The organism is Opacimonas viscosa, assembly GCF_024199005.1.
Classification (GTDB): domain Bacteria; phylum Pseudomonadota; class Gammaproteobacteria; order Enterobacterales; family Alteromonadaceae; genus Opacimonas; species Opacimonas viscosa.
On sequence record NZ_JANATA010000015.1, the window covers coordinates 1 to 21,992 of the forward strand.

At 41.8% G+C, this 21,992-nt stretch carries 20 protein-coding genes; 10 read left to right on the forward strand and 10 right to left on the reverse strand.

Annotated elements, in window-relative coordinates; translation table 11 throughout:
- The first annotated feature begins 400 nt into the window (after nt 1-400).
- Both NLF92_RS08935 and NLF92_RS08940 read left to right on the forward strand, forming a co-directional pair.
- Nucleotides 401-2,827, forward strand: a complete 2,427-nt coding sequence (locus NLF92_RS08935) for a DUF1800 family protein (protein WP_254100992.1) — start codon at nt 401-403, stop codon at nt 2,825-2,827.
- Nucleotides 2,828-2,837: 10 nt separating this feature from the next.
- Entirely contained in the window at nt 2,838-4,226 is a 1,389-nt protein-coding gene (locus tag NLF92_RS08940; RefSeq protein ID WP_254100994.1) for a DUF1501 domain-containing protein, read from the forward strand.
- A gap of 28 nt (nt 4,227-4,254) precedes the next feature.
- On the opposite strand, the gene NLF92_RS08945 is transcribed toward NLF92_RS08940, so the two are convergent.
- Entirely contained in the window at nt 4,255-4,881 is a 627-nt protein-coding gene (locus tag NLF92_RS08945; protein WP_254100996.1) for a response regulator transcription factor, read from the reverse strand.
- A 79-nt stretch (nt 4,882-4,960) separates the two neighbouring features.
- On the opposite strand from NLF92_RS08945, the gene NLF92_RS08950 reads away from it, so the two are divergent.
- The gene (locus tag NLF92_RS08950) at nt 4,961-6,532 is read left to right on the forward strand and encodes a histidine kinase (RefSeq protein WP_254100998.1); all 1,572 of its coding nucleotides are present in this window, start codon (nt 4,961-4,963) and stop codon (nt 6,530-6,532) included.
- An 11-nt stretch (nt 6,533-6,543) separates the two neighbouring features.
- Here the strand turns inward: NLF92_RS08950 and elbB are convergent, their stop codons facing one another.
- Nucleotides 6,544-7,197, reverse strand: a complete 654-nt coding sequence (elbB, locus tag NLF92_RS08955) for an isoprenoid biosynthesis glyoxalase ElbB (RefSeq protein WP_254100999.1) — start codon at nt 7,195-7,197, stop codon at nt 6,544-6,546.
- Between the two features lie 70 nt (nt 7,198-7,267).
- Nucleotides 7,268-8,377 carry a protein adenylyltransferase Fic gene (gene fic, locus NLF92_RS08960; RefSeq protein WP_254101001.1) on the reverse strand — a complete coding sequence of 370 codons (1,110 nt, stop codon included), beginning with the start codon at nt 8,375-8,377 and terminating at the stop codon, nt 7,268-7,270.
- A gap of 376 nt (nt 8,378-8,753) precedes the next feature.
- Here fic and NLF92_RS08965 point away from each other — a divergent pair, with 376 nt between their 5' ends.
- Nucleotides 8,754-8,996 carry a hypothetical protein gene (locus NLF92_RS08965; protein WP_254101003.1) on the forward strand — a complete coding sequence of 81 codons (243 nt, stop codon included), beginning with the start codon at nt 8,754-8,756 and terminating at the stop codon, nt 8,994-8,996.
- 445 nt (nt 8,997-9,441) lie between these two features.
- On the opposite strand, the gene NLF92_RS08970 is transcribed toward NLF92_RS08965, so the two are convergent.
- A complete protein-coding gene (locus NLF92_RS08970) occupies nt 9,442-9,654 on the reverse strand; it encodes a response regulator transcription factor (protein WP_284700405.1) in 213 nt (70 codons plus the stop codon).
- Nucleotides 9,655-10,358: 704 nt separating this feature from the next.
- Between NLF92_RS08970 and NLF92_RS08975 the strand changes: the two genes are divergently transcribed.
- Genes NLF92_RS08975 through NLF92_RS08985 form a run of 3 tightly spaced genes read left to right on the forward strand, consistent with a single transcriptional unit; the run spans nt 10,359 to nt 13,558 of the window.
- A complete protein-coding gene (locus NLF92_RS08975) occupies nt 10,359-10,625 on the forward strand; it encodes an OadG family protein (protein WP_254101005.1) in 267 nt (88 codons plus the stop codon).
- An 11-nt stretch (nt 10,626-10,636) separates the two neighbouring features.
- On the forward strand, nt 10,637-12,424 hold the full coding sequence (oadA, locus tag NLF92_RS08980; RefSeq protein WP_254101007.1) for a sodium-extruding oxaloacetate decarboxylase subunit alpha: 1,788 nt from the start codon (nt 10,637-10,639) through the stop codon (nt 12,422-12,424).
- A 3-nt stretch (nt 12,425-12,427) separates the two neighbouring features.
- Nucleotides 12,428-13,558 carry a sodium ion-translocating decarboxylase subunit beta gene (locus NLF92_RS08985; RefSeq protein ID WP_254101009.1) on the forward strand — a complete coding sequence of 377 codons (1,131 nt, stop codon included), beginning with the start codon at nt 12,428-12,430 and terminating at the stop codon, nt 13,556-13,558.
- A 191-nt stretch (nt 13,559-13,749) separates the two neighbouring features.
- Here the strand turns inward: NLF92_RS08985 and NLF92_RS08990 are convergent, their stop codons facing one another.
- Genes NLF92_RS08990 through pspF form a run of 6 tightly spaced genes read right to left on the reverse strand, consistent with a single transcriptional unit; the run spans nt 13,750 to nt 20,304 of the window.
- A complete protein-coding gene (locus NLF92_RS08990; RefSeq protein ID WP_254101011.1) occupies nt 13,750-14,529 on the reverse strand; it encodes an ATP-binding cassette domain-containing protein in 780 nt (259 codons plus the stop codon).
- Nucleotides 14,529-15,533, reverse strand: coding sequence for an oligopeptide/dipeptide ABC transporter ATP-binding protein (locus tag NLF92_RS08995; protein WP_254101013.1), 1,005 nt, complete (start codon nt 15,531-15,533; stop codon nt 14,529-14,531). The genes NLF92_RS08990 and NLF92_RS08995 overlap by 1 nt, the downstream gene beginning before the upstream one ends.
- Nucleotides 15,530-16,423, reverse strand: coding sequence for an ABC transporter permease subunit (locus tag NLF92_RS09000; protein ID WP_254101015.1), 894 nt, complete (start codon nt 16,421-16,423; stop codon nt 15,530-15,532). Before NLF92_RS09000 ends, NLF92_RS08995 begins: the two co-directional genes overlap by 4 nt.
- On the reverse strand, nt 16,416-17,435 hold the full coding sequence (locus NLF92_RS09005) for an ABC transporter permease (protein WP_254101017.1): 1,020 nt from the start codon (nt 17,433-17,435) through the stop codon (nt 16,416-16,418). The genes NLF92_RS09000 and NLF92_RS09005 overlap by 8 nt, the downstream gene beginning before the upstream one ends.
- On the reverse strand, nt 17,435-19,144 hold the full coding sequence (locus NLF92_RS09010) for an ABC transporter substrate-binding protein (protein ID WP_254101019.1): 1,710 nt from the start codon (nt 19,142-19,144) through the stop codon (nt 17,435-17,437). Before NLF92_RS09010 ends, NLF92_RS09005 begins: the two co-directional genes overlap by 1 nt.
- A gap of 2 nt (nt 19,145-19,146) precedes the next feature.
- The gene (gene pspF, locus NLF92_RS09015) at nt 19,147-20,304 is read right to left on the reverse strand and encodes a phage shock protein operon transcriptional activator (protein ID WP_254101021.1); all 1,158 of its coding nucleotides are present in this window, start codon (nt 20,302-20,304) and stop codon (nt 19,147-19,149) included.
- Between the two features lie 244 nt (nt 20,305-20,548).
- On the opposite strand from pspF, the gene pspA reads away from it, so the two are divergent.
- Genes pspA through pspC form a run of 3 tightly spaced genes read left to right on the forward strand, consistent with a single transcriptional unit; the run spans nt 20,549 to nt 21,903 of the window.
- Nucleotides 20,549-21,208 (forward strand): phage shock protein PspA, encoded by a 660-nt coding sequence (gene pspA / locus NLF92_RS09020; protein ID WP_254101023.1) that lies wholly within the window; start codon nt 20,549-20,551, stop codon nt 21,206-21,208.
- A gap of 21 nt (nt 21,209-21,229) precedes the next feature.
- Nucleotides 21,230-21,469, forward strand: a complete 240-nt coding sequence (pspB, locus tag NLF92_RS09025) for an envelope stress response membrane protein PspB (RefSeq protein ID WP_254101025.1) — start codon at nt 21,230-21,232, stop codon at nt 21,467-21,469.
- The gene (gene pspC / locus NLF92_RS09030) at nt 21,466-21,903 is read left to right on the forward strand and encodes an envelope stress response membrane protein PspC (RefSeq protein WP_254101027.1); all 438 of its coding nucleotides are present in this window, start codon (nt 21,466-21,468) and stop codon (nt 21,901-21,903) included. Before pspB ends, pspC begins: the two co-directional genes overlap by 4 nt.
- The last annotated feature ends 89 nt before the right edge of the window (nt 21,904-21,992 follow it).

Below are 21,992 nucleotides of genomic sequence, written 5' to 3' on the forward strand. Positions count from 1 at the left end.
GCCAATCCATAAATGAAGCCCCTATAAAGGGGCTTTTTTTATGCCTGCGATTTGCTAGGATGAGAACCGATAGTGCCCCAAGAAAACCGATAGAGGTTCGACTAAATCGTCAGGAACGATTTAGCATTGCACGAATGTGCATCGCGCAGCGGCGAGGGCAGGAGCCCGAGATAATCCTTCCGCACGCGCCAATCCATAAATGAAGCCCCTATAAAGGGGCTTTTTTTATGCCTGCGATTTGCTAGGATGAGAACCGATAGTGCCCCAAGAAAACCGATAGAGGTTCGACTAAATCGTCAGGAACGATTTAGCATTGCACCTAGGAATAATTCCTAGTTACTCATTCATGGTATTTTGCTAGCTTTGTACTCAATAGTCGTTATGTGTTACGGAGTATAAGATGCAATTTAATCGTGTTGTTTTAATGGGAGTTTCCTTTCTATTTATTACCGCATGTGGTGGTGGCGGCAGTTCAAGCACTCCAGCCCCAGCCCCAAATCCTACCATTACTCAACCAAGTAATAATGCGCCTACCGCAGCAAATACTAGTTTAACAATTGATGAAGACACTACTGGCGCTGGCGCAATTAATGCCAGTGATGCTGATGGAGATACTTTATCTTATTCTGTTACCAGTGGAACTCAAAATGGTCAACTTACGCTCAATGCTAATGGTACGTTTAACTATACACCAAATGCCGGGTTTTTTGGGTCAGACACCGCGACTATTTCCGTTAGTGATGGGACTGATACTGTTACTTTAACTCTTGCAATTACCGTTAATGAGGTGATTGAGAATTCAGCACCGACCGCAGCGATAACGCTTTCAAGAATGGACGTTGTTGCCAGTGAACCTTTGCAATTAAGTGCTGAACAAAGTACTGACCCTGATAATGGTGATACTCTTAGTTATCAATGGTCGCTGACATCCCCTAATTACAGTCAAGCATCGATAGATAATCCTACCAACAGTGTTATTGAAATTCGTCCTGATGCAATCGGTGAGTATACATTATCTCTCACAGTTACTGACTCAAGTGGGGCTACTGACACAGCCAACATGAGTTTTACGCCTGGCATGCCAGAACCAATGGCACTGCCAAATTTTGCACCTAGTCCACCTCCCGCTGGATTCATAAATCATACTGTCGATGCTGTACGTTTATTAAAACAAGCGACCTTTGGACCGACGGTAGAATCGGTTGCACGTTTAGAAGAATTGGGGGGCGAGGCATGGTTTCAAGAACAAATGTCCTTACCACAAACCAAATGGGTTGATTTGCGAGAAATTATAGAAGCTGAAACTGGCGATATTGATGGTGTGTCTGAAAATGGAAAAGAATGGATACAAGAAATTTTTAACATGACGGCATTTGATGCTGAAGATCAATTACGTCATCGCATTGCTTATACCCTCAGTCAGCTATTTGTGGTGTCAACACAAACAGATTTAGGTCATAAAGACTCTGCTTTTACGACTTACTGGGATAGGTTAGCTACACATGCAACGGGCAACTTTCGCGATCTCCTCGAAGATGTCACTCTGCACCCAACTATGGGGCACTATCTGAATATGATTGGTAATCAAAAAGCCGACCCCAGTCGCAACATTCGGCCTGATGAAAATTTTGCTCGTGAAGTCATGCAATTGTTTACCATTGGTTTGGCTGAACTTAATCAAGACGGTTCCGTCAAATTAGATGAAACGGGTGAACCTATTGAAACTTATAATCAACAAACGATTCAGAATTATGCCGCAGCCCTAACAGGTTGGTATTACATGGCGCCAGAAATTGAAAGTAATGGCCGTGAAAACTACCATAACTTTGGTTGTAGTATCCATTGTTTCCCTAATTCTGTGGCGGGGACAGATATGGTGGCTTATCAACATATACACCAAAAAACGGAAAAACAACTGTTACGTGGTTATTATATTCCGCCCGGTCAAACGGCTGAACAAGATTTAGCAATTGTCATGGATAGCTTGTTCTACCACCCAAATTTAGGCCCTTTCTTTGCTCAACACCTCATTCGTCAAATGGTCACGAGTAACCCAACTCCTGGATATATTGAAAGAGTCAGTGCCGTGTTTAACAACAACGGTAATGGAGTACGCGGTGACATCGCGGCGACGGTCAAAGCAGTTCTATTTGACTCAGAAGCACGAAACCCAGAGTCGGTCGACACATCGTTATATGGAAAGCTGAAAGAGCCGGTACTGAAAAAAACACATTTTATTCGATTATTTGATATTCAATTATTAAGTGAACCTCAAGTTAGTCTTGATAACCTGTGGGGAAGTAATATTTGGTGTCCTTTGGGATGTGCCCATACCCAAAAAGCGCTTGATTCAGATAGCGTATTTAACTTTTTTCGTCCAGATTTTGCCCCTAATGGCGATATCGCCGGAATGGGTTTAGTGGCACCAGAGGCGCAAATATTGACAGAATCTAATGTTGTTAGTGAAGTACAAATGACACGTTGGATAAAATCCCCACTTACTTGGGAACAGCAAGTTTCCAGTGGCTTGCCAAGAGAATGGCATGCAACCGGTTTTGACCCAGACCCCCTTATCAGTGTATGGGATGAAAACGGGTTCGAAGGCGTCATTGATTTCCTAAATTTATATTTACTTGCTGGTGGGATGACTGAGGAATACAGACGAACGCTTTTAGACATCCAGACTATTCAAAATTACCAGCATGTATTTGATGGCCAAGATCCAGCATGGGATTCCTCGTCAAGTGATTTGCTTGAACGTCATCAATTTCTCATTGACTTGATCTACATGGTGATGTCGTCCTCAGAATTTCGCATACAACAATAGGAGAATAGTGATGGATAGACGATTTTTTTTACAATCCGGATTAGCGTCATTAACTCTTGGAGCAACAGCTCCAGCGATGGGGCAAGGTATCAATGTTTTAGCTAATATGGCTAATAGTGCAAGTAATATTAGCGATTATAAAACGCTTGTTTGTGTCAACCTCAAAGGTGGCGCTGATACACTGTCTCTCTTTATTCCCACATCCAGCTCGGGATTGACTGCATATCGTAATATTCGTAACAACCTTACCTATGAACAAGCCGGCGTGAAACTTTGGGAGCCTAGTAATCAAACCTTAGATAGTTATGGTATGCCCAATTTTATGGACAGCTTTACCGAGATGTTTACTCAAAACAAGCTATCTCTGGTTGCTAATGTCGGCCCGTTGCGCGAACCTACAACGCTTGATCAAATACAAGTGAACGACGCAATATTGCCTCCATTCTTTGCTTCTCACAGTGATCAAGAAAAACTCTGGCAGACGGGGTTTGTCAATTTAGGTGAAAAATCAGGTTGGGGCGGACGTATTATTGAGGCGATGAATGCGAATAGTTCTGCTATTCCAAATAATATTTCTTTGGGTCGAGCAACAAAATTTATTCGTGGTCAGGAATTAAATCCTTTTTCAGTCAATACGCAAGATATTCAAAACATGGATCTCTACGTAAATGTGGGCAATCAGACGGATAATATGCAACGGACTATTTTTGACCGCTTGCAAAACGCCTCTCGACGTAACTTGTTTGCCGATACTTATAATCGCGTAGCTAATTCAGCAATGGATAATAACAAAATACTGGGAGCAGCTCTCGATGCCACACAACGATTAGCTGTGGATTATCCTACCTCCGTGAATAATGTTTTTGTCGATGGAGAGTTGTCGCGTTTAACTGATCAATTTAAGCGAGCTGCACAGCTGATCGAAATTGCTCCGACTTTAGGGCAGCATCGACAAGTGATATTTATTGAAATGAATGCCTTTGATACGCATGATAATCAAAATGCTACTTTCCCTGCACTGATGCAAGCGTTGGGCGAGTCATTGCTGGCTTTCCAAGCAGACCTTGAAGCACGAGGTATTGATGACAGAGTTGTGACATTTACGCAATCAGAGTTTGGCCGGACGATGACTATCAACTCTAACGGTACCGACCATGGCTGGGGCGGCCACCAATTCGTAATGGGCACTCCGGTCAATGGGGGGCAAGTCATTGGTGCATTACCTGAATATCAACTTGGCTCACGTGATGTTTATCAAAACACTATCATCCCACAGTTTTCTGTTGAACAATATGCAGGAAATTTAGCGAAATGGTTCGGCCTCAGTGCGTCACAAATTACCGATGTGTTCCCAACCTATGGGCGTTTCGATGATGTGGACTTTGGGTTGTTTAGTTAATGGATAAAAGTAGATTAGATGTTGCGAGCTAGATATTATTGAGATCTACAAGTTGGGCATCAAGGGCGATTTTTAGCAATTCAGCGTTCTCACGGACACCGAGTTTACTAACTAAGTTAGCGCGGTGTGCGTGGACCGTTTTGGGCATAATGTCGAGTTCTTTGGCGATAGTTTTAATGGATTTGCCAATTGCAACAGATTTTAGTAAGTATATTTCGCGGTCAGTCAGCGACGTTAAATCATAGTCATCGATGCTAGTTTGACGATACTCGACGGCTTTACCAACATAGGTATTTCCAGAATAAATCGTGTTTAATGCATCGATGAGTTCATCTGCAGCCTCGGACTTAGTAATATACCCGTGAGCACCTGCTGTAAAAGCACGAGAAATAAATGGCTCTTTGTTATACATTGATGCGATTAGGATTTTACATTGCGGTTGTGCAGATAAGACTGTTTTAATAAATTCGATACCATTGCCGTCAGGTAATGAAATATCCAATATTAGACAGTTAATATTGACTTCAGTTAGTGCATTGTGAGCCACTTCAAGTGTACGCGCTGAAAAAGCAATATGAATGCCGTGAGCTTCAACTAAACGCTGATAGCCCTCACTTACAATGGAATGGTCGTCAACAATGCCAATAATCATCATGATATGTTTGCCTAGCGATTATTAAATAATAATGTTCATCTTAACGAATCCATAATGGAGTGCTATAAGAATTTTTCCTATGTTTAAATATTTCAGTAAACACATATTCGTCGCTGGAGGATATATCTCAGGCTGGATGTTTCTTTGGTTTCTGCATTTTGATGCACTTATTATAGATACAGCATCGTTGATTTTTTTGCCTGCAGGTTTAAGAGTATGTGCGTATCTTTTTTTACCCAAGTGTTATTGGATAAGTATTTTCAGTGCTGATTTATGTGCCTCCTTCGTATTAGATATCCTGACCGGTACAACACATCAAAGTCTATACACTATCTTGGGTAGTAACCTATTACCTGTCCTGAGTTATTTTGTCTTTGCATATTGTTTTTGTCAGATTTATTCAACATTAAATTTTCAGCGACCACAACAAAGTGTGGTATTCATTATAGGGGTATTTATCACATCTTTTTGTTATGGAACAATTAGAATCCTACTTTTACAAAAAAATGTAGATTTTGATTTAACGTTATTTAATCAAATTTTGTCTTTTGCATTTGGTGATACCATGGGGATTTTGTTCATGGTGACGTTTGTTGTTGTGATGCTCGATCTTACCAAATCAAATGGCTATAAGGAATCTCAGCGATATTCGTGGCTTGATATACTTGTTTTGACTGCAATTATGACTTGTGTGTTATTCGTTCCTGATAACTCTGTTGAGATCAATTATGCAAAGATAGTGGTTATTTTTACCATTATAGGTGTGACATATAGGCATGGCTTGTCCGGAAGTTTAGTGAGTCTATGTATTGTCGTAATTTGTATTGTTTATTATGTCGCAGTGATTGAATCATCGGTCAATAAATTACCCGAACAAACATTCTTTGTTAGCTTATCCGTACTCAGTATTATTTTGGGATCTGTGGTAACACTTAATCGTCAGTATGCGACTGATTTACAAGAGCAAAACGATAGGTTAAAAACCAAAACTAGCCAGCTGGAAGAAGCGCTAGAGCTAAACCGCAAACTCAATCAAAACATTTTTCGCATCCAGGAGCAAGAGCGCCAGAGGATTGCTAAAGAGTTACATGATGAAATCGGGCAAAGTATGACTGCCATGCGTATTGAAATGAAACTTTTGGAGCCATTCCAACCACCAGAAGGATTGAATATTTTAGGGCAACTCAAACATATTGCACAAAATATTAATGAAACCACACATCGCATGATGAATGCACTGCATCCTAGAGGGTTATCTGAGCTAGGATTGTTAGATGCAATACAATATGGAGACGTAGCTGAGCTTTTAAAAAAAGCACAAGTAAAGCTGGTTGTAAAAGTACAAGGGAATAGCAAAATCATCCCGTCACATACTGCGCTAGTGTTATATCGTATATTTCAAGAAACATCATCAAATTCAATGAAATACGCTCACGCTTCTAAAATTGTAGTTAAGATAGATGTCTCGGAATCAAGTGTCGTTATGGCGGTAAAAGACAATGGTATTGGATTTTCGAATAATGAATCGAAACCATTGAGTGGCTTAGGTATTTTAGGCATTAAAGAACGAATCTATGCACTCAATGGCACGCATAAACTATGGAGTAGTGAATTTGGTACAGAGCACCAAGTCTCTATACCATTGGATTAATTTATCTTGCCCTAGCAGCGCGCGAGTACTGCTTCGACTAAGCGACGGATCCCAGTTTCTGCTTGTGCGATGTTTTCAGCAAGCATATAGGCAGGTGTTGTCACTAGGTTGTGCGTCTCATCAATCACGATATCACCCACATCTGCGACACAATGGGTTGCGCCCATTGTTTCTAAAGCGTTCGCAGTGTCGGCATCGTGACCGATGGTAATCTGTACTTCCTTACCAAAAATATGTGGAGCAAGGGCCGGGGCAATACACATGTAGCCAGATACTTTACCGGCATTTTTAAATGCTTTTGCGATTTTTGCGACAGCGTCGAATACCTGCATATTTGTACCATTTACTGCAAAATCGGATAGATTTTTAGCAACGCCAAATCCACCAGGGATGATGAGTCCGGCAAATTCATCTGGCTGGCATAATGCTAAATCTTGGACGTTGCCGCGTACAATTCGCGCAGATTCTTCCAGCACATTACGCGTTTGCTCCACTGACTCTCCGGTCAAATGATTAATTACGTGGAATTGGTCGATATTGGGCGCGAAACAAGTATATATAGCACCTTGTTTTTCAAGATGTAGAAGTGTCAATACAACTTCATTAATTTCCGCACCGTCATAGACCCCACAGCCGGATAATATTACTGCGATATGTTTACTCATTGATTTACCTCCAGTACGACAGTAAATGCTTGACTGATATTATTACGTTTTTTCATAATCTCATATTTCCTCATTTTTGGTAGAGCGAGAAATCATTGTTTTCAGTTGTCATTAGTCTGATGAGCTTAGGGTGAATAAATAACTTTTCTTTTCCTGCTGTTATTTCTGTTAGTACACCTACGTCACACAGCTGCTTGAGATATACAGAGGCTGTTTGTCGTTTAGCTATGTTGCTTTCTACTAAATTGTTAATGCGGCAATAAGGTTGTTCGAAGATAACTTTAACGAGTTCATGGCTATATATTTTGGGTAGTTGGTATTGAACATAGTCAGTGGTGTGTTCAATTAGCTTTCTCACTGCTGCAATTTTACCGGTTGTCCATTTAGCCGTTTGTTCGACTGCGTTGAGCATATATATTATCCACCGATGCCACTCGCCATCACGAGTAACCGACAAAAGCAATCTGTAATATTCCTCTTTGTTTTGAACTATATATCGGCTCAAATACAAAATTGGCAGTGTCAGCAATTTTTTTTCTATTAAGTAAAGGACATTCATGACTCTGCCAGTACGGCCATTGCCATCGGTAAAAGGATGTATTGCTTCAAACTGATAGTGAGATACTGCCATTTTTATAAGTGGATCGATATCATCGTCGGCATGAAGAAATTGCTCCCAATTCGATAGCAAATGTCGCAGCACATCTTCACCAACAGGTGGCGTGTATATTACCTCCCCGGTTATTTGATTACTCAACGCTGTTCCAGGTATTTTTCTTATATCCATTGTCACTGATTTTATGGTACTGCATACTTCAACTGCCATATTTGTATTTAATGGTCTTTGTGCGAGTTGCTTGTATCCTTCGAATAAAGCTGTTCGATAGCGGAGAGCTTCTTTGGTGGCGTTGTCTGCTCCACTGTCTTCTTGGGCAAATTGAAACAGTCGGTCTGTCGTTGTGACAATATTTTCAATTCCTGAGCTATCTTTTGCTTCAAGTAATGGAATCAGGTTAATTAATAAACCTTGATTAGGCAACAGTTCACCAGCCTGCTTCAATTCAGCTAATGCTGCTCTGGCGGGAATACAGGCCTTGAGTACTTCAATACTTTCGAGCACTTGCCCGCTTGGAGGTAACATCGGTATGTTATTGAAAGGCACTTCCGGCTGCCAGCTCATGTTTAAATATCCTAGCTTTATCGACATATATGTAGCTTATGTCGATAGGATCGACTTGTAAAGCTATTGTGTCGATAAAACAAAATTAATTAGACATGAAAATTAAGGCACCCCTAAACGAAAGACATCAATGTTCATCTTGGTAACGAAGTCATAATAATGATTTAGCTGAATTCCTTTGTACTAGCTCATCGAAATATACCACTTATCTAAGTATTTTTCTTAGGGTGGAAAACGTTGGCATTGTAGGACAATAAATAAAAAGTGATGTGATTTAATTCTTACGACTTATTCCATACTAATTAGCGGTGAATTAACTAAGATCTTGCCTATTATAAAGTCAGGTTAATATATTAAAACAATTCTCGGAGCCATAATGAAACAGACTATTTCTATAGTAATACCACCACAGGAAATCCTAAAAAGAATCTCTACAAATAATTATTTTTTACGTAAAAAACTGGAAAATAGCGAGGCTGAAGCAACAGAAGCTGATAAACGTTATCAATATAACTACAGAATATGTCCTTCCACACGCAGTGTTCCTTATATTGGATACACGTATTCCAAAGATTTAAGAAGGATAAAAGAAGAAATTGGTAGGCGTTATTTACAGTAGTAAACTACCCCGCGACAGAGCAAGATCTGATCACGGGGTTTTCTCCCTAAATTTTGATAAAGAACGTACCGTTGATAAATCCTAGGTTATAAACATACGCTCGATGCAAAGTTCATTGAGCGTCACCTCATTCTTTGCACCAACGAGCATCTTGTTCGTATCATGTCCTTTATTTCCAATTAAAAGACTTTACCAATAGGGCATAGCTTCATTAAATTGGTTTTTAAAAATATCTACAGAAGATGGCGTTTAGCTAAAGAAGAGATTTTTTCGGAAAATTCGAAGTTCTAAACAGTCCGAACCTACATGAAAATCTTGTGATATCAGATTTTGCCGCAGGTAAAGTATCAATCAAATCGTGGTGGAATTGTTACCACAAAACGTTAGTCAGATAAAAGCACCTTGAACCGTCTGGGTGATTCAAAGTACTTTATGTACCAATATATTAATGTAAATCCTTTATATCATTATAATATTTTGATATCAGTGTGGTGCGATTCCCAACATTTAACTTTTTGTAAATATTTGCGCAATGAAATTTTACAGTCCGTTCTGAAATAAATAGATCATCTCCTATATTGCGATTCGTTTTTCCCATGGAAATGTGCTGCATGACTTGACGTTCTCTCGGTGATAAATTTCTGAAGTCAGTATTCATCTGTGTTACTCCTAGTTAAATTAATACTTCAAATTAAGTACTGTTTTTAGCATAGGTAATAATTTAAAATTTGCTTATGAAACTCATACTACTAAAGCATTGATATTAATTAAGTCCTTGTTAAATCAATATTTAAATTTATTAAAACTGTCCGAAATATCATGGTAGATAATTGGTTAGAATCCATATCACTTCTTTCAATCAGGTGTTATAACGAGTCTACACCAAGTAACCGATTAAGTAACTTGGTGTAGACCTATACCTAAACTTCTACAAGAGGCTAGACTCCATAACGTGCTTTTCTTCGATAAACCACGAAAAAATCAAACAATGGCATTAGCATCAACGCATTTAAAACGCATAAATATGCTAAAAAGAAGCAGATTTAGGCAAATTTCTGCATTTTTTAACCGATCATCATGGATCTAGAACCAAAGTTTTATAAAAAACGTAAATTGGTCTTACCATTTTCGGAGTTTGTAACATCATCACGGATGAAAACAGTTGTAAGTACTTATTTTATTGGATTAAAAGGCTTTGGTAATGTTATTGGTATGTAAAAATTATCGTTCGGATGAGGTACTTTAGTTTATTTTATCGCCTATTTTCGGAGGGTTTTGGCATAATTGGTAAAAAAGAAGTTGTCTTTACATACTACGATCGCTAATAATACGAGCAGAAAATTTATTCATTAAGGTACATATATGGAATCAAATACTATAACAGCACTCCTCCAAGAGGCTGCAACCTTACTCGGGGTTGGTATGTCTATGGTTTTTATATTTTTGAGCATTTTAGTCGTCAGTGTAAAGCTAATGACCAAGATAGTGCTGGCCTTTCCTGATAATTCTCAATTAGTCAGTCCATCTGCGCCACCCAAAGCGCCTGCGCCAGCAGTCAATGATGAGCAAACCATTACCGCAATAAAAGCGGCTGTTTCAGCTTACCGTTCAGGTAATGTAAGTCAATAAAGGAGACATTTATGTCTAAGCCATTAGCGTTAACCGAATTAGTTTTACGAGACGCCCATCAATCATTACTTGCCACACGTATGCGTATTGACGATATGTTACCGATTGCTGCTGAACTCGATAAAGTGGGTTATTGGTCGGTTGAATCTTGGGGGGGAGCGACTTTTGATAGCTGTATCCGTTATTTAGGTGAAGATCCATGGGATCGCATTCGCCAGTTAAAGGCAGCGATGCCAAATACCAAGCAACAGATGCTTCTTCGTGGACAAAACTTACTTGGTTATCGCCATTATGCTGACGATGTAGTCGCTAAGTTTGTTGAGCGTGCGCACACTAATGGTGTTGACGTGTTCCGTATATTTGATGCCATGAACGATGTTCGTAACCTAGAAACCGCCATTAAAACCGCCGTTGATGTAGGCGCTCATGCCCAAGGGACTATCTCTTATACGGTTAGCCCAGTACACAACTTGGGTTTATGGCTAGATATGGCCAAACGTCTTGAAGATATGGGTGTTCACTCTATTTGCATCAAAGACATGGCAGGGCTATTAAAACCTTATGACTGTGCAGAATTAGTCAAAGCGTTAAAAGAAACGGTTGATGTACCAATTGCCATGCAGTGCCATGCCACTACAGGTTTAAGTACCGCCACTTACCAAATGGCGATTGATGCCGGTATCGATATGTTGGATACCGCTATTTCCTCAATGAGTATGACTTATGGACATAGTGCTACTGAAACGTTGATTGCCATGGTTGAAGGCACAGAGCGAGACACGGGTATAGAATTAGCTGGTTTAGAAGATATCGCTGCATATTTCCGTGAAGTACGTAAGAAATACGCACAATTTGAAGGTAGCTTACGCGGTGTCGATGCACGTATCCTGACAGCCCAAGTACCGGGCGGCATGTTAACCAACATGGAAAACCAGCTAAAAGAACAAAATGCTGGCGATAAAATGGATGAAGTTTTAAAAGAAATTCCTCGCGTCAGAGAAGATCTTGGTTTTATCCCACTTGTTACGCCTACTTCGCAAATTGTGGGTACACAAGCGGTCTTAAATGTGTTGACGGGTGAGCGTTATAAATCTATCACCAAAGAAACGGCAGGTGTGTTAAAAGGTGAATACGGTGCCACTGCTGCGCCAGTGAATGCCGAATTACAAGCCCGTGTTTTAGCTGGTGCAGAGCCGATCACTGGTCGTCCAGCCGATGAGTTGGCCCCAGAATTAGCGAATCTTGAAGCTGAGTTAGATGAATTAGTTAGCGCAGAATCTGCAACGCTTGCTGCAGACAAGGTAGATGATGTCTTGACCTATGCCTTGTTCCCACAAATTGGCTTCAAGTTTATTAAGAATCGAAACAATCCGAGTGCTTTTGAGCCAGTCCCAACTGCACCTAGTGAGAATGTTAACGCGACGGGTGAAAGCCATTACTCAGTCAATGTAAACGGCACAGAGTATGCTGTGACTGTTGCACCTGATGGTGAGTTAACGAGTGCTGAACCGGTCAACCCTGTAGCGCTTTCCGTTGGTTCTCCTGCGGCTGCTAGTGGTGCCCCTGCAGCGGTACCTGGAGCGGCGAGTGCAACCATTAGTGCGCCACTAACGGGTAATATTTTTAAACTGCAAGTGCGTGTCGGTGATGTAGTGAGTGAAGGTCAAGTGGTCACGATAATGGAAGCTATGAAAATGGAAACAGAAATCCGTTCTCAACATGCCGGGACTGTTGTTGCGATTGAAATCTCCGAAGGGGATTCAGTCACAGCCGGTCAAGCTATTATTCAGTTAGGATAAACCATGGATAAGTTAAATACTCTTTGGCAGAGCACTGCTTTAGCCCATTTTGAATCAGGCCAAATCATTATGATGTTGGTTGGGTTTGGCTTATTGTATCTCGCCATCGTAAAGAAATTTGAGCCATTGTTATTATTACCTATTGGTTTTGGTGCTTTATTAACAAATATTCCATTAGCAGGCTTCTCAGAAGCGGGTGGCGTGTTGCACTATATCTACTACATCGGTATTGATACCGGTGTCTTCCCACTTCTTATTTTTATGGGAGTAGGGGCGATGACGGATTTTGGTGCCTTGATTGCTAACCCGAAAACCTTGTGGTTAGGTGCAGCGGCTCAGTTTGGTATCTTCGCAACCTTGTTTGGTGCGATTGCGATGAATTTCATTCCTGGTATTGAGTTTACGTTACAAGATGCTTCTGCGATTGCGATTATTGGTGGTGCTGATGGTCCTACTGCGATCTTTTTAGCATCAAAGTTAGCGCCTGAATTATTAGGCGCAATTGCTGTTGCTGCATATTCATATATGGCTTTGGTACCGATTATCCAACCGCCTATTATGAAAGCATTGACCAACGAAGCTGAGCGTAAGATCGAGATGCAGCAGTTACGTGTGGTGACGACCCGTGAGAAAATCATTTTCCCATTAGCTGTTTTGTTCTTAACGATACTGTTCTTGCCAACAGCGACACCACTGGTGGGTATGTTCTGTTTGGGTAATCTGATGAAAGAGTCAGGTGTGGTAGACCGTCTAAGCAACACAGCTCAGAATGAATTGATCAACATTGTGACCATTTTCTTGGGCTTAGCGGTAGGTTCAAAACTATCTTCGGAAGAGTTTTTGACTGCCGAGACCTTAGGTATTCTTGCTTTGGGTGCTGTAGCATTCGGTGTGGGTACAGCGGCTGGTGTCTTAATGGCCAAAATATTAGCGAAATTTAGTAGTGAGCCGATTAACCCATTGATTGGGGCTGCAGGTGTATCTGCAGTGCCGATGGCTGCGCGAGTGGTGAACAAAGTAGGTTTGGAAGCAAATCCACACAACTTCCTTCTCATGCACGCTATGGGACCAAATGTTGCTGGAGTCCTTGGCTCTGCAGTCGCGGCAGGTATATTATTGGCCTTAGTCGGTTAATTCCATCCCAAAACACGTGTTCGCTTAGCACGATAAGGTTAAGCGAACACGGTCTATCAGTATTATCATTCTTAGCACCATCTTCACCCTCAGTACCATCATCATTCTCAGTACCATCTTCATTTTCAGTTAAAAGATATTTCAGGTGTAGATTTACTTAGGTGAAGTTTTACTTATGCCTACCTAAACGCTTACTGCAAACTCAACAACGCATTATGGGCGTGGATCAATTGTTTTGATGCACTGTGTTGTGGATCTAAAAACAACGTTTGTGTGAGATTCATTTCGACTATTTGTCCATCATGCATAACAATGGTGCGATCTGACATATGCCTGACAATCCCGAGGTTATGTGAGATGAAAATAAAAGCTAGCCCAAGTTCTTTTTGTAGCTTGAGCAACAAATTTACCGTCTGTGAACGCACCGAAGGATCAAGTGCGGCAAACGGTTCATCTGCGACAATGACCTGTGGATCGAGTATCAGCGCTCTTGCCAGAGCCACGCGCTGTTGTTGACCATCTGATAACATGTGTTTGTAAAAATAGAAATGGTCCGCCATCAAGCCGACGAGTTTCAAAGTCTTAAATATTTTCTCAGAACGGCCTTTAGCACTTAATGCGGTGTTCAAGCGCAACGGTTCATCGAGCATTTGACCGATGGATAGACTGGGATTTAACGCATGTGCAGAGTGTCTAAACACCATCCGTACATTACTAGCCCTTTGAGTTTTGTGATTGTTTTCTAAGGTTTGGCCGTTGAGTAAAATACGCCCAGCCGTCGGTGTCTCAGCTCCGACGATTAATTTAGCCAGCAGTGATTTACCACAACTATTCTCCCCAATAATTGAAATCGTCTCACCTTTTTCCAGACTAAAGCTCACTGGACCTAGCTGAAACCCATCATCACCAGCGAGCTTATACCAAGGACGTTTGGGCTGATAACACAGTTGATCAATTTGCAATAAAGACATTAGAGGATCCCCTTGTCATCAAGGTGCATCGGGAAGTGGCAACGGTAGGTATGTTGATTAATTTTTCGAGAAACCGGCGTTTCTACGCATTTTTTCTGGGCACGAGGACAACGAGGCCCCAAACGACAACCTATGGGTAGATGCTGCAAAGTGGGAATAGTACCACCTAGCGCAATGAGTGCCGATTTGGGTTGTAAGTCGGGACTGAAACTCGGTGCGCTGTCCATCAATGCTTTGGTATACGGATGAAATGGTTTTTTACGGACAGATTGAAAAGGCCCATCTTCGACGGTTTGACCGCAATACAGAACCGTCATCGTATCAGCCATGGATGATATAGCAACCAAGTCATGACTCACGAATAAAATACTCAAATCCCGAGTTTTGTTGAGATTTTTAAATAAGCTTAAGATTTGGCGTTTTGTGTTGGTTTCCATACCACGCGTAGGATCATCAGCAATTAATACCGTAGGCTGTGATACTAACGCCATAGCAATCATAAATTTTTGACAAATATCTACCGGTAATTCATGGGCATAGTGCGCCATGCAGTACTCAGTATCTTTGATACCTACTTTGTGCAGCAGGCTATGCGCAATGTCTAAACGAGAGCGACGCTTTTGCCAAAACCAGGTCCCTGCAACAAATTCTTCTGGGATACTTTCGGTTAATTGCTCTTGTAATGTGGCTGAGGGATCTAACGCTGCGACCGGATCTTGGAAAACTACTGCGATATCACGTCGCATAATTTTACGACGTTCGGCTCGGGTCATCGTCAACAAGTTCTGCCCACGCCACGTCATCCTATCAGCTGTGACTATCCATTGGGGAGGAAGGGCCCCAGATATTGCTTTGACGATTAAACTTTTACCTGAGCCTGACTCACCCACTAGAGCACGTATCTCACCTTCTTCTAAGATCAGTGAGGCTTTATCTAGAGCTTTGACGAGTACGCCATTACTTTCGATTTCTAGCGTGAGGTTTTTGATGTCTAATAAAATCATTGGCTCATCCTATTCCGTAAGGCAGAACGTAAACCATCACCTACTACGTTGATACTAATCACCATTAAAAAGATACTCAATCCGGGTAAGAGAATATTCCATGGTGCAATATAAGCCGTGGCGAGGCCTTCAGAGATCATCACACCTAACTCCGGTAACAACGTCTGTGCCCCAAGGTTTAAAAAGCCTAGTGCCGCAATATCCAAAATGGCCACCGATATCGCCAAGGTACCTTGGACAATAATGACATCAATCATATTGGGAAGAATATTTTTAAAATAAATCTGTACGGATGAGGCGCCGTCCAAGCGTGCGGTTTTGATATAATCTTTGTTAAATTCTTCTTTGATAAAGTTACGAGTGGCATGCACAAAGCGCGGGATGAGAGCGAGTCCTATCGCAAGTACCGCGTTGGACAAACCGACACCGAGAATGGCGACGATGATAATCGCAATCAGCAAACTGGGGATCACCATAAACGTGTCCAAGACGTGGTTCAAAATACTGGAACGCACCCCACTGGTCATGCCGGCGATAACGCCAAATGCCGTCCCGATGATCAGCGCGAATAACACAGCTCCTACCGCTCCACCAAAGGTGACTTGGATGCCATAAATGATCCGCGATAACATATCTCGACCTAGGACATCAGTCCCTAATAAATGCAATACTGAGCCGTTATCATGCCAAGCTGGGGGTAACAACAATGCAGTGGTATTTTGTAGGTCAGGAGCATACGGGGTGAGTATAGGGCCTAATATAGCGAGTACCACAAAAAAACTTAATGTCGTCAAACCCACCAATGCAATATGGCTTTGTTTAAACTCACGCCAGGTGCTTTGCCATGGGCTTGGGTGAAACTCATCATCATATAAATTCACATCAGGCATATTTTTTGTTATCCCTGCTAGGGTCGATTAAACGACTGATACACTCAAGACTCATGGCAAAGAATACAACAATCGAAGACACCAACAACATCCCAATACGGATGGCCGGATAATCGCGTTCGTAGATCGCTTGGATCAACCAATGACCGACTCCTGGCCACGAAAACACCGTTTCCACAATCATCACATTCGTGACTAGCGTACTAATTTGAATCGCCAGTAAAGGCAAAATGCTGAGCATGGCATTGCGCAACACATGACGCGAAAAAATCACATAAAAAGGTAACCCGCGAGTTTGTGCTGTTTTGATGTATTCGGTCGCCATGACATCAACAATGGCACGTCTGGTGGTCCTTAGAAATACCGCAGTGGTGATAAAACTGACCGCGATAGTAGGTAAAATGAGATGTTGGATTGCATCATACAAAGCCGCATCGCGGTCAGGATGCGAACTATTAATGATATCAATCAAGACAAAGCCCGACGTTTCTGGGATGTCGTACAGTAAGCTCAACCGTCCCGACATCGGGAGCAGATTCAGTTGCAAACTAAATATGAGAATCAACAACAATGCCAGCCAAAATACCGGAAAAGACACCATGACCATACTCATAGACATGAAAGTGTAGTCGGTTTTTTTGTGGTGTAAAAAACCAGCCAGCATGCCGCAAGGGATCCCAATCACCAGCGACAACGTCGACGCATAAAACGTCAGTTCCAGCGTCGCGGGTAGTGTTTGAAAGATTTGGTCATACAAGGGGAGGGCAGAACTAAAGCTGTGCCCCCAATTCCCCATGGTAAGGTTTTGTACATAGTACCAAAATTGTTGTAACACATTGCCTTCGCGAAACGCTGCGGCAAGTGGACCATCGGTGTCAGCCAAAAGCATCTTACCGGTTAGATTAGTATAGGGGTCACCAGGGAAAAAATACGCCAAGCTAAATGAGATTAATAATAGGATGAATAAGGTGATCACAATCAGGTTAAAGTAACGCACTAAGGTGTTGAGCATTAGCGTGACTCCTGCTGTGGTTTCTGTACCTGTTGCACTTTTGGTGTTTTTTGGACATTCGCAAAACGAATCCCACCGTAGGGGTTTATCGTTAAGCCCTTGATGTTGTTGTTATGTACACGGTAGCGAAACGCATGGGCGATGGGCGTTAAAGGGATCTCACGAGCAATGATTTCATTGGCTGTTTGGTAATATGCTTTGCGTTCATCAATATCATTTGTTGCAATCGCAGCATTAACAATGGCATCAAATTCGGGATGACACCACATCGCTCGATTCGTCCCAGAAGGGATCGCTGAGCAGGTCAGTAAAGGGCGATAAAAGTTATCAGGATCACCATTGTCTGCCGACCAACCAATCAACACACTATCATGTTTGCCTGCACTCAAGTCGGCCCTAAACTTATCCCAATCCGAGGTTTGAATATCTACTGCGATGTTGATATCAGCTAAATAACTGCGAATAAGTTCAGCCATTCTAGGTGCATCTGGGTTGTAATCTCTGACCACTGGCATCGCAAACAGGTTCATATTAAAACCGTTGGCGTAACCTGCTTCTTTGAGTAAACGTCTCGCTTCGACAGGGTTGTAATTTAAATCGGTAATATTGGGAGAAAATGCCCACGAAGCAGGGGGGACAATGGAACGGGCCCGAGTCGCTGAATTAAAATATATCGCATCCAAGATAGTGCTTTTATCAATCGCCAATGCTAGCGCACGACGTACTTTAGGATCGTTAAACGGAGCTTTGCTTGTATTGAAAGCCCAAAAACCAATGTTCAATCCTGGTTCTTCTTGGACTGTGATCCTAGGATTAGCCTGCATCACTTCGAGTTCTGTTTGCGACGGATAAGCAATCGTATCGCATTCGCCGGTAATCAATTTTGCAAAACGCAAAGAACTCGAAGGGGTAATATCAAAGATAAGGTGTTCGGGACGTTCTGTTTGTTGCCAATATTGAGGGTGTTGAGAGTAGCGAATAAATTGATCTTTACGGAACTCTTTAAAGCGATAAGGTCCAGTGCCTATGGGAAGATAATCGATATCACCTGGTTTGTTCAAAGCGGATAAATATGCGGCATACTGTGCAGATAAAATAGCGGCGAAGTCAGTCGCTAAATTAGCTAAAAATGAGGAATCGGGTTGATATAATGTTATTTCTACACGGTATCCGTTAATGCGTTTAACCGATTTGATGGTCTGGGCCAAGTTTAGACTATCAAAGTAAGGATACAGACCACCGTTCACAGTATGATACGGGTGATCTTCATCTAACCACCGTTGAAAGCTAAAGATGACATCATCAGCATTAAAATTTCGGGAGGGTTGAAAATACTCAGTGGTGTGAAACGCGACATTACGGCGCAATTGAAAGGTATAAGTCAGTCCGTCTTTGCTCACTAACCAGCTTGTAGCAAGGCCGGGGATAATTCGCCCAGTTTGTTCATCAAAATCTAATAAGCGACTATAAATTTGGTGTGCCGAGGCATCCGATGTCGTACTTGAAGTATCGATTTGTGGGTTAAAAAAACCTGGGTTACTTTCTGAGCAGTAAATAATACCTGATGTACTTGAGTGTTGCTGTTTGACAGTGTCTTCGGTGATGTCAGAACAGGCTGTTATGCCCAGCAACGCAAACATAGACAGCATGCCGATAGCGACCGAACGGTAGCGGCTGTAGGCTGTATTAGGGCATTGTCCAAGGGACATATTTACTCCTCGTTGCCAACCTCTAGCAAGTGATACTTTTTCAGATAACCGCGTAACTGATGATAGGTTAATGATAACTTTTCAGCTGTCCGCTTTTGATTATACTGACACTCTTTTAGAGCTTGCTTCAGGATCTCGATTTCATAATTCTGTGAATATGCTTTGAAATCAATGGGAAACTGTATGTTTTTAGTGAGCTTATTGTCCTGTGGAAGCGTGTTGTTTGTCAATGCTTCTACAGGGTTTATTTGTCCAGAACTTGCACTTTGCGCACTCTGGTGAACGGGGGGCTGTGGTGCAGTACTCCCGTTATTTTGGGCTGCCGCAACAGACTGTGCAGGTAAGGTACTTGGCGCTTTGATGCGTTGTTGTGGGCGAAAGTGAGACGCAAAGGGGTCTAAAACGATTTCATGTACTGGTACATGAGGATTGTTGTTGCGATAAACTGCGCGTTCCACCACATTTTTCAATTCACGAATATTGCCTGGCCAACTATGGTTTAACAGGATATCGGAGGCTTTACTACTAAATCCACTAAACAATTCCATTTCTAATTCACGTGCCATATTGATCGCGAAATGTTCGGCTAACACCATGATATCTTCACGGCGTTCACGCAAGGGAGGGATGGTAATGACATCAAAAGCTAAGCGATCCAATAAATCAGCACGGAACTCACCATTTGCTGCCAGCGCCGGTAGATCTTCATTCGTTGCTGCCACCAGCCGGACATCCACCTTAACCGTTTTGGAGCCACCTACGCGTTCAAATTCGCCGTATTCGACGACTCGGAGGAGTTTTTCTTGGATCATTGCTGAGGTATTGGCTAATTCATCCAAGAATAACGTACCGTTATTGGCGATTTCAAATCGACCTTCACGGCGTTTACTGGCCCCAGTAAATGCACCCGCCTCATAACCAAATAATTCACTTTCGAGTAGGCTCTCATTCAAAGCCGCACAGTTTAACTTTTGATAATGTTGATCCCAACGTTGTGACAGATAATGTAAACGCGCAGCAATCAACTCTTTACCCGTGCCACGTTCGCCAATGACGAGGACAGGTTTATTGAGTGGAGCAACTTGGGAGATCTGTTCTAATACTTCTAAAAATACATTAGCTTGACCGATTAGATTATCTTGTTGGCGAAAACGACTCATGGGCATCCTGTTGCGTTAGCGAATTTTACTAAATAGTAGTGTATTTACTTAACGGCTGCCAGTGGTAAAAATGTATGTTTTTGTGTAAGGTATTTAAAATCAATAGCTTAGAGCGGATTTGCAGATTGGCACAACACTTGTAAGTACTAGAGTGTCAAATGCTACTTAGACAACACGTATTGTCTGAATAAGCGCATTACCACGTATCGCACGAGGATACGACTTTTAGAAAAAAGGAAACATTATGAGTATTTTTTCACGTTTTACCGACATTGTTAATTCAAATTTAAATGCTTTGTTAGACAAAGCAGAAGATCCTCAAAAAATGGTCCGTTTGATCATTCAAGAGATGGAAGATACCTTAGTTGAAGTGCGTTCAACTTCAGCAAAAACGATTGCCAACAAAAAAGACATTGCAGTACAAATCGAAAAACTTAAAGCACAAGCGGCTGATTGGGAGAGTAAGGCGGAGTTGGCTATTACTAAAGATCGTGAAGATTTAGCCAAAGCAGCCTTGCAAGAGCGAGCAAAGTGTCAAGAGACAGCCAGTATTTTGGCCCAAGAGTTAGCCAATGTTGAAGAGCAATTAAGCAAACTCCAAGCAGAAACTGGTCAGTTACAGGCAAAATTGGCGGATGCCAAAGCACGTCAGAAAACGATTTTGTTACGCGCCAGTACGGCAACCTCTCGTTTGGATGTTAAGAAAACATTAGACAGTGCCAAAGTCGAAGATGCGATGGGGCGTTTTGAGCAGTACGAACGCAAAATTAACGATATAGAAGCGCAGGTCGATGCTTATGACTTAGGAACAAAATCGCTAAACGATGAATTTGCTGATTTGGCAGCTGACGATAAGGTCAATGATGAATTAGCTGCGCTAAAAGAACGTTTAGCTAAAAAATAATCAACAGCCAAGGAGCATATTGTGGAAGAGTTTTTTATTGTAGCTGTAGGCGTCCCCATGATCTTGTTTATGATCTTTGTGGCGCCAACTTGGTTGATTTTACACTACCGAAGTAAGCGTCAAATCAACAAAGGTTTATCGCAAGATGATATTAAAGACATGCAGATCTTAGTAGATAAAGCCGAGCAAATGTCAGATCGTATCAAAACCTTGGAAGACATCTTGGATACACAAAGCCCGCAGTGGAGACAAAAATTATGAATACGTCAGGCACCCTTTATCGCAGTAATAGTAACAAACGTATTGCCGGTGTATGTGCAGGTGTTGCCGAGTATTTTGGTGTAGAAACTTGGTTAGTACGGATTTTGACCATTACGGCATTCTTCTTGTTGGCCGGTCCATTTATCTTTGTTGCGTATATCGCTTTGTGGTTCATCATGGATGTGCGTCCCAAAGACCTGCCGGTGGATACCACTAACGTGGTGGGATTATCAGGTACGGCGAAAGGTTGGTACAGCAAAGATAGCAAGCGTATCGAAATTAAACAAAAAGTGTGGCAAGCAGGTGAGCCACCAAAGCAGGCATTTAAGGACATCAAAGGGATGTTTGACCAATGTGAACGACGCTTACGAGATGTGGAAACCTATGTGACAAGCAAAGCGTATCAACTAGACCGCGAACTGAACAAACTTTAATCAAAACTCTCCCATTACACAGGCTTCATTTTGTTATATCTGAAGCCTTTTTTTCCTCTCTTATATGATCTAACAGACTGCATTTGCGT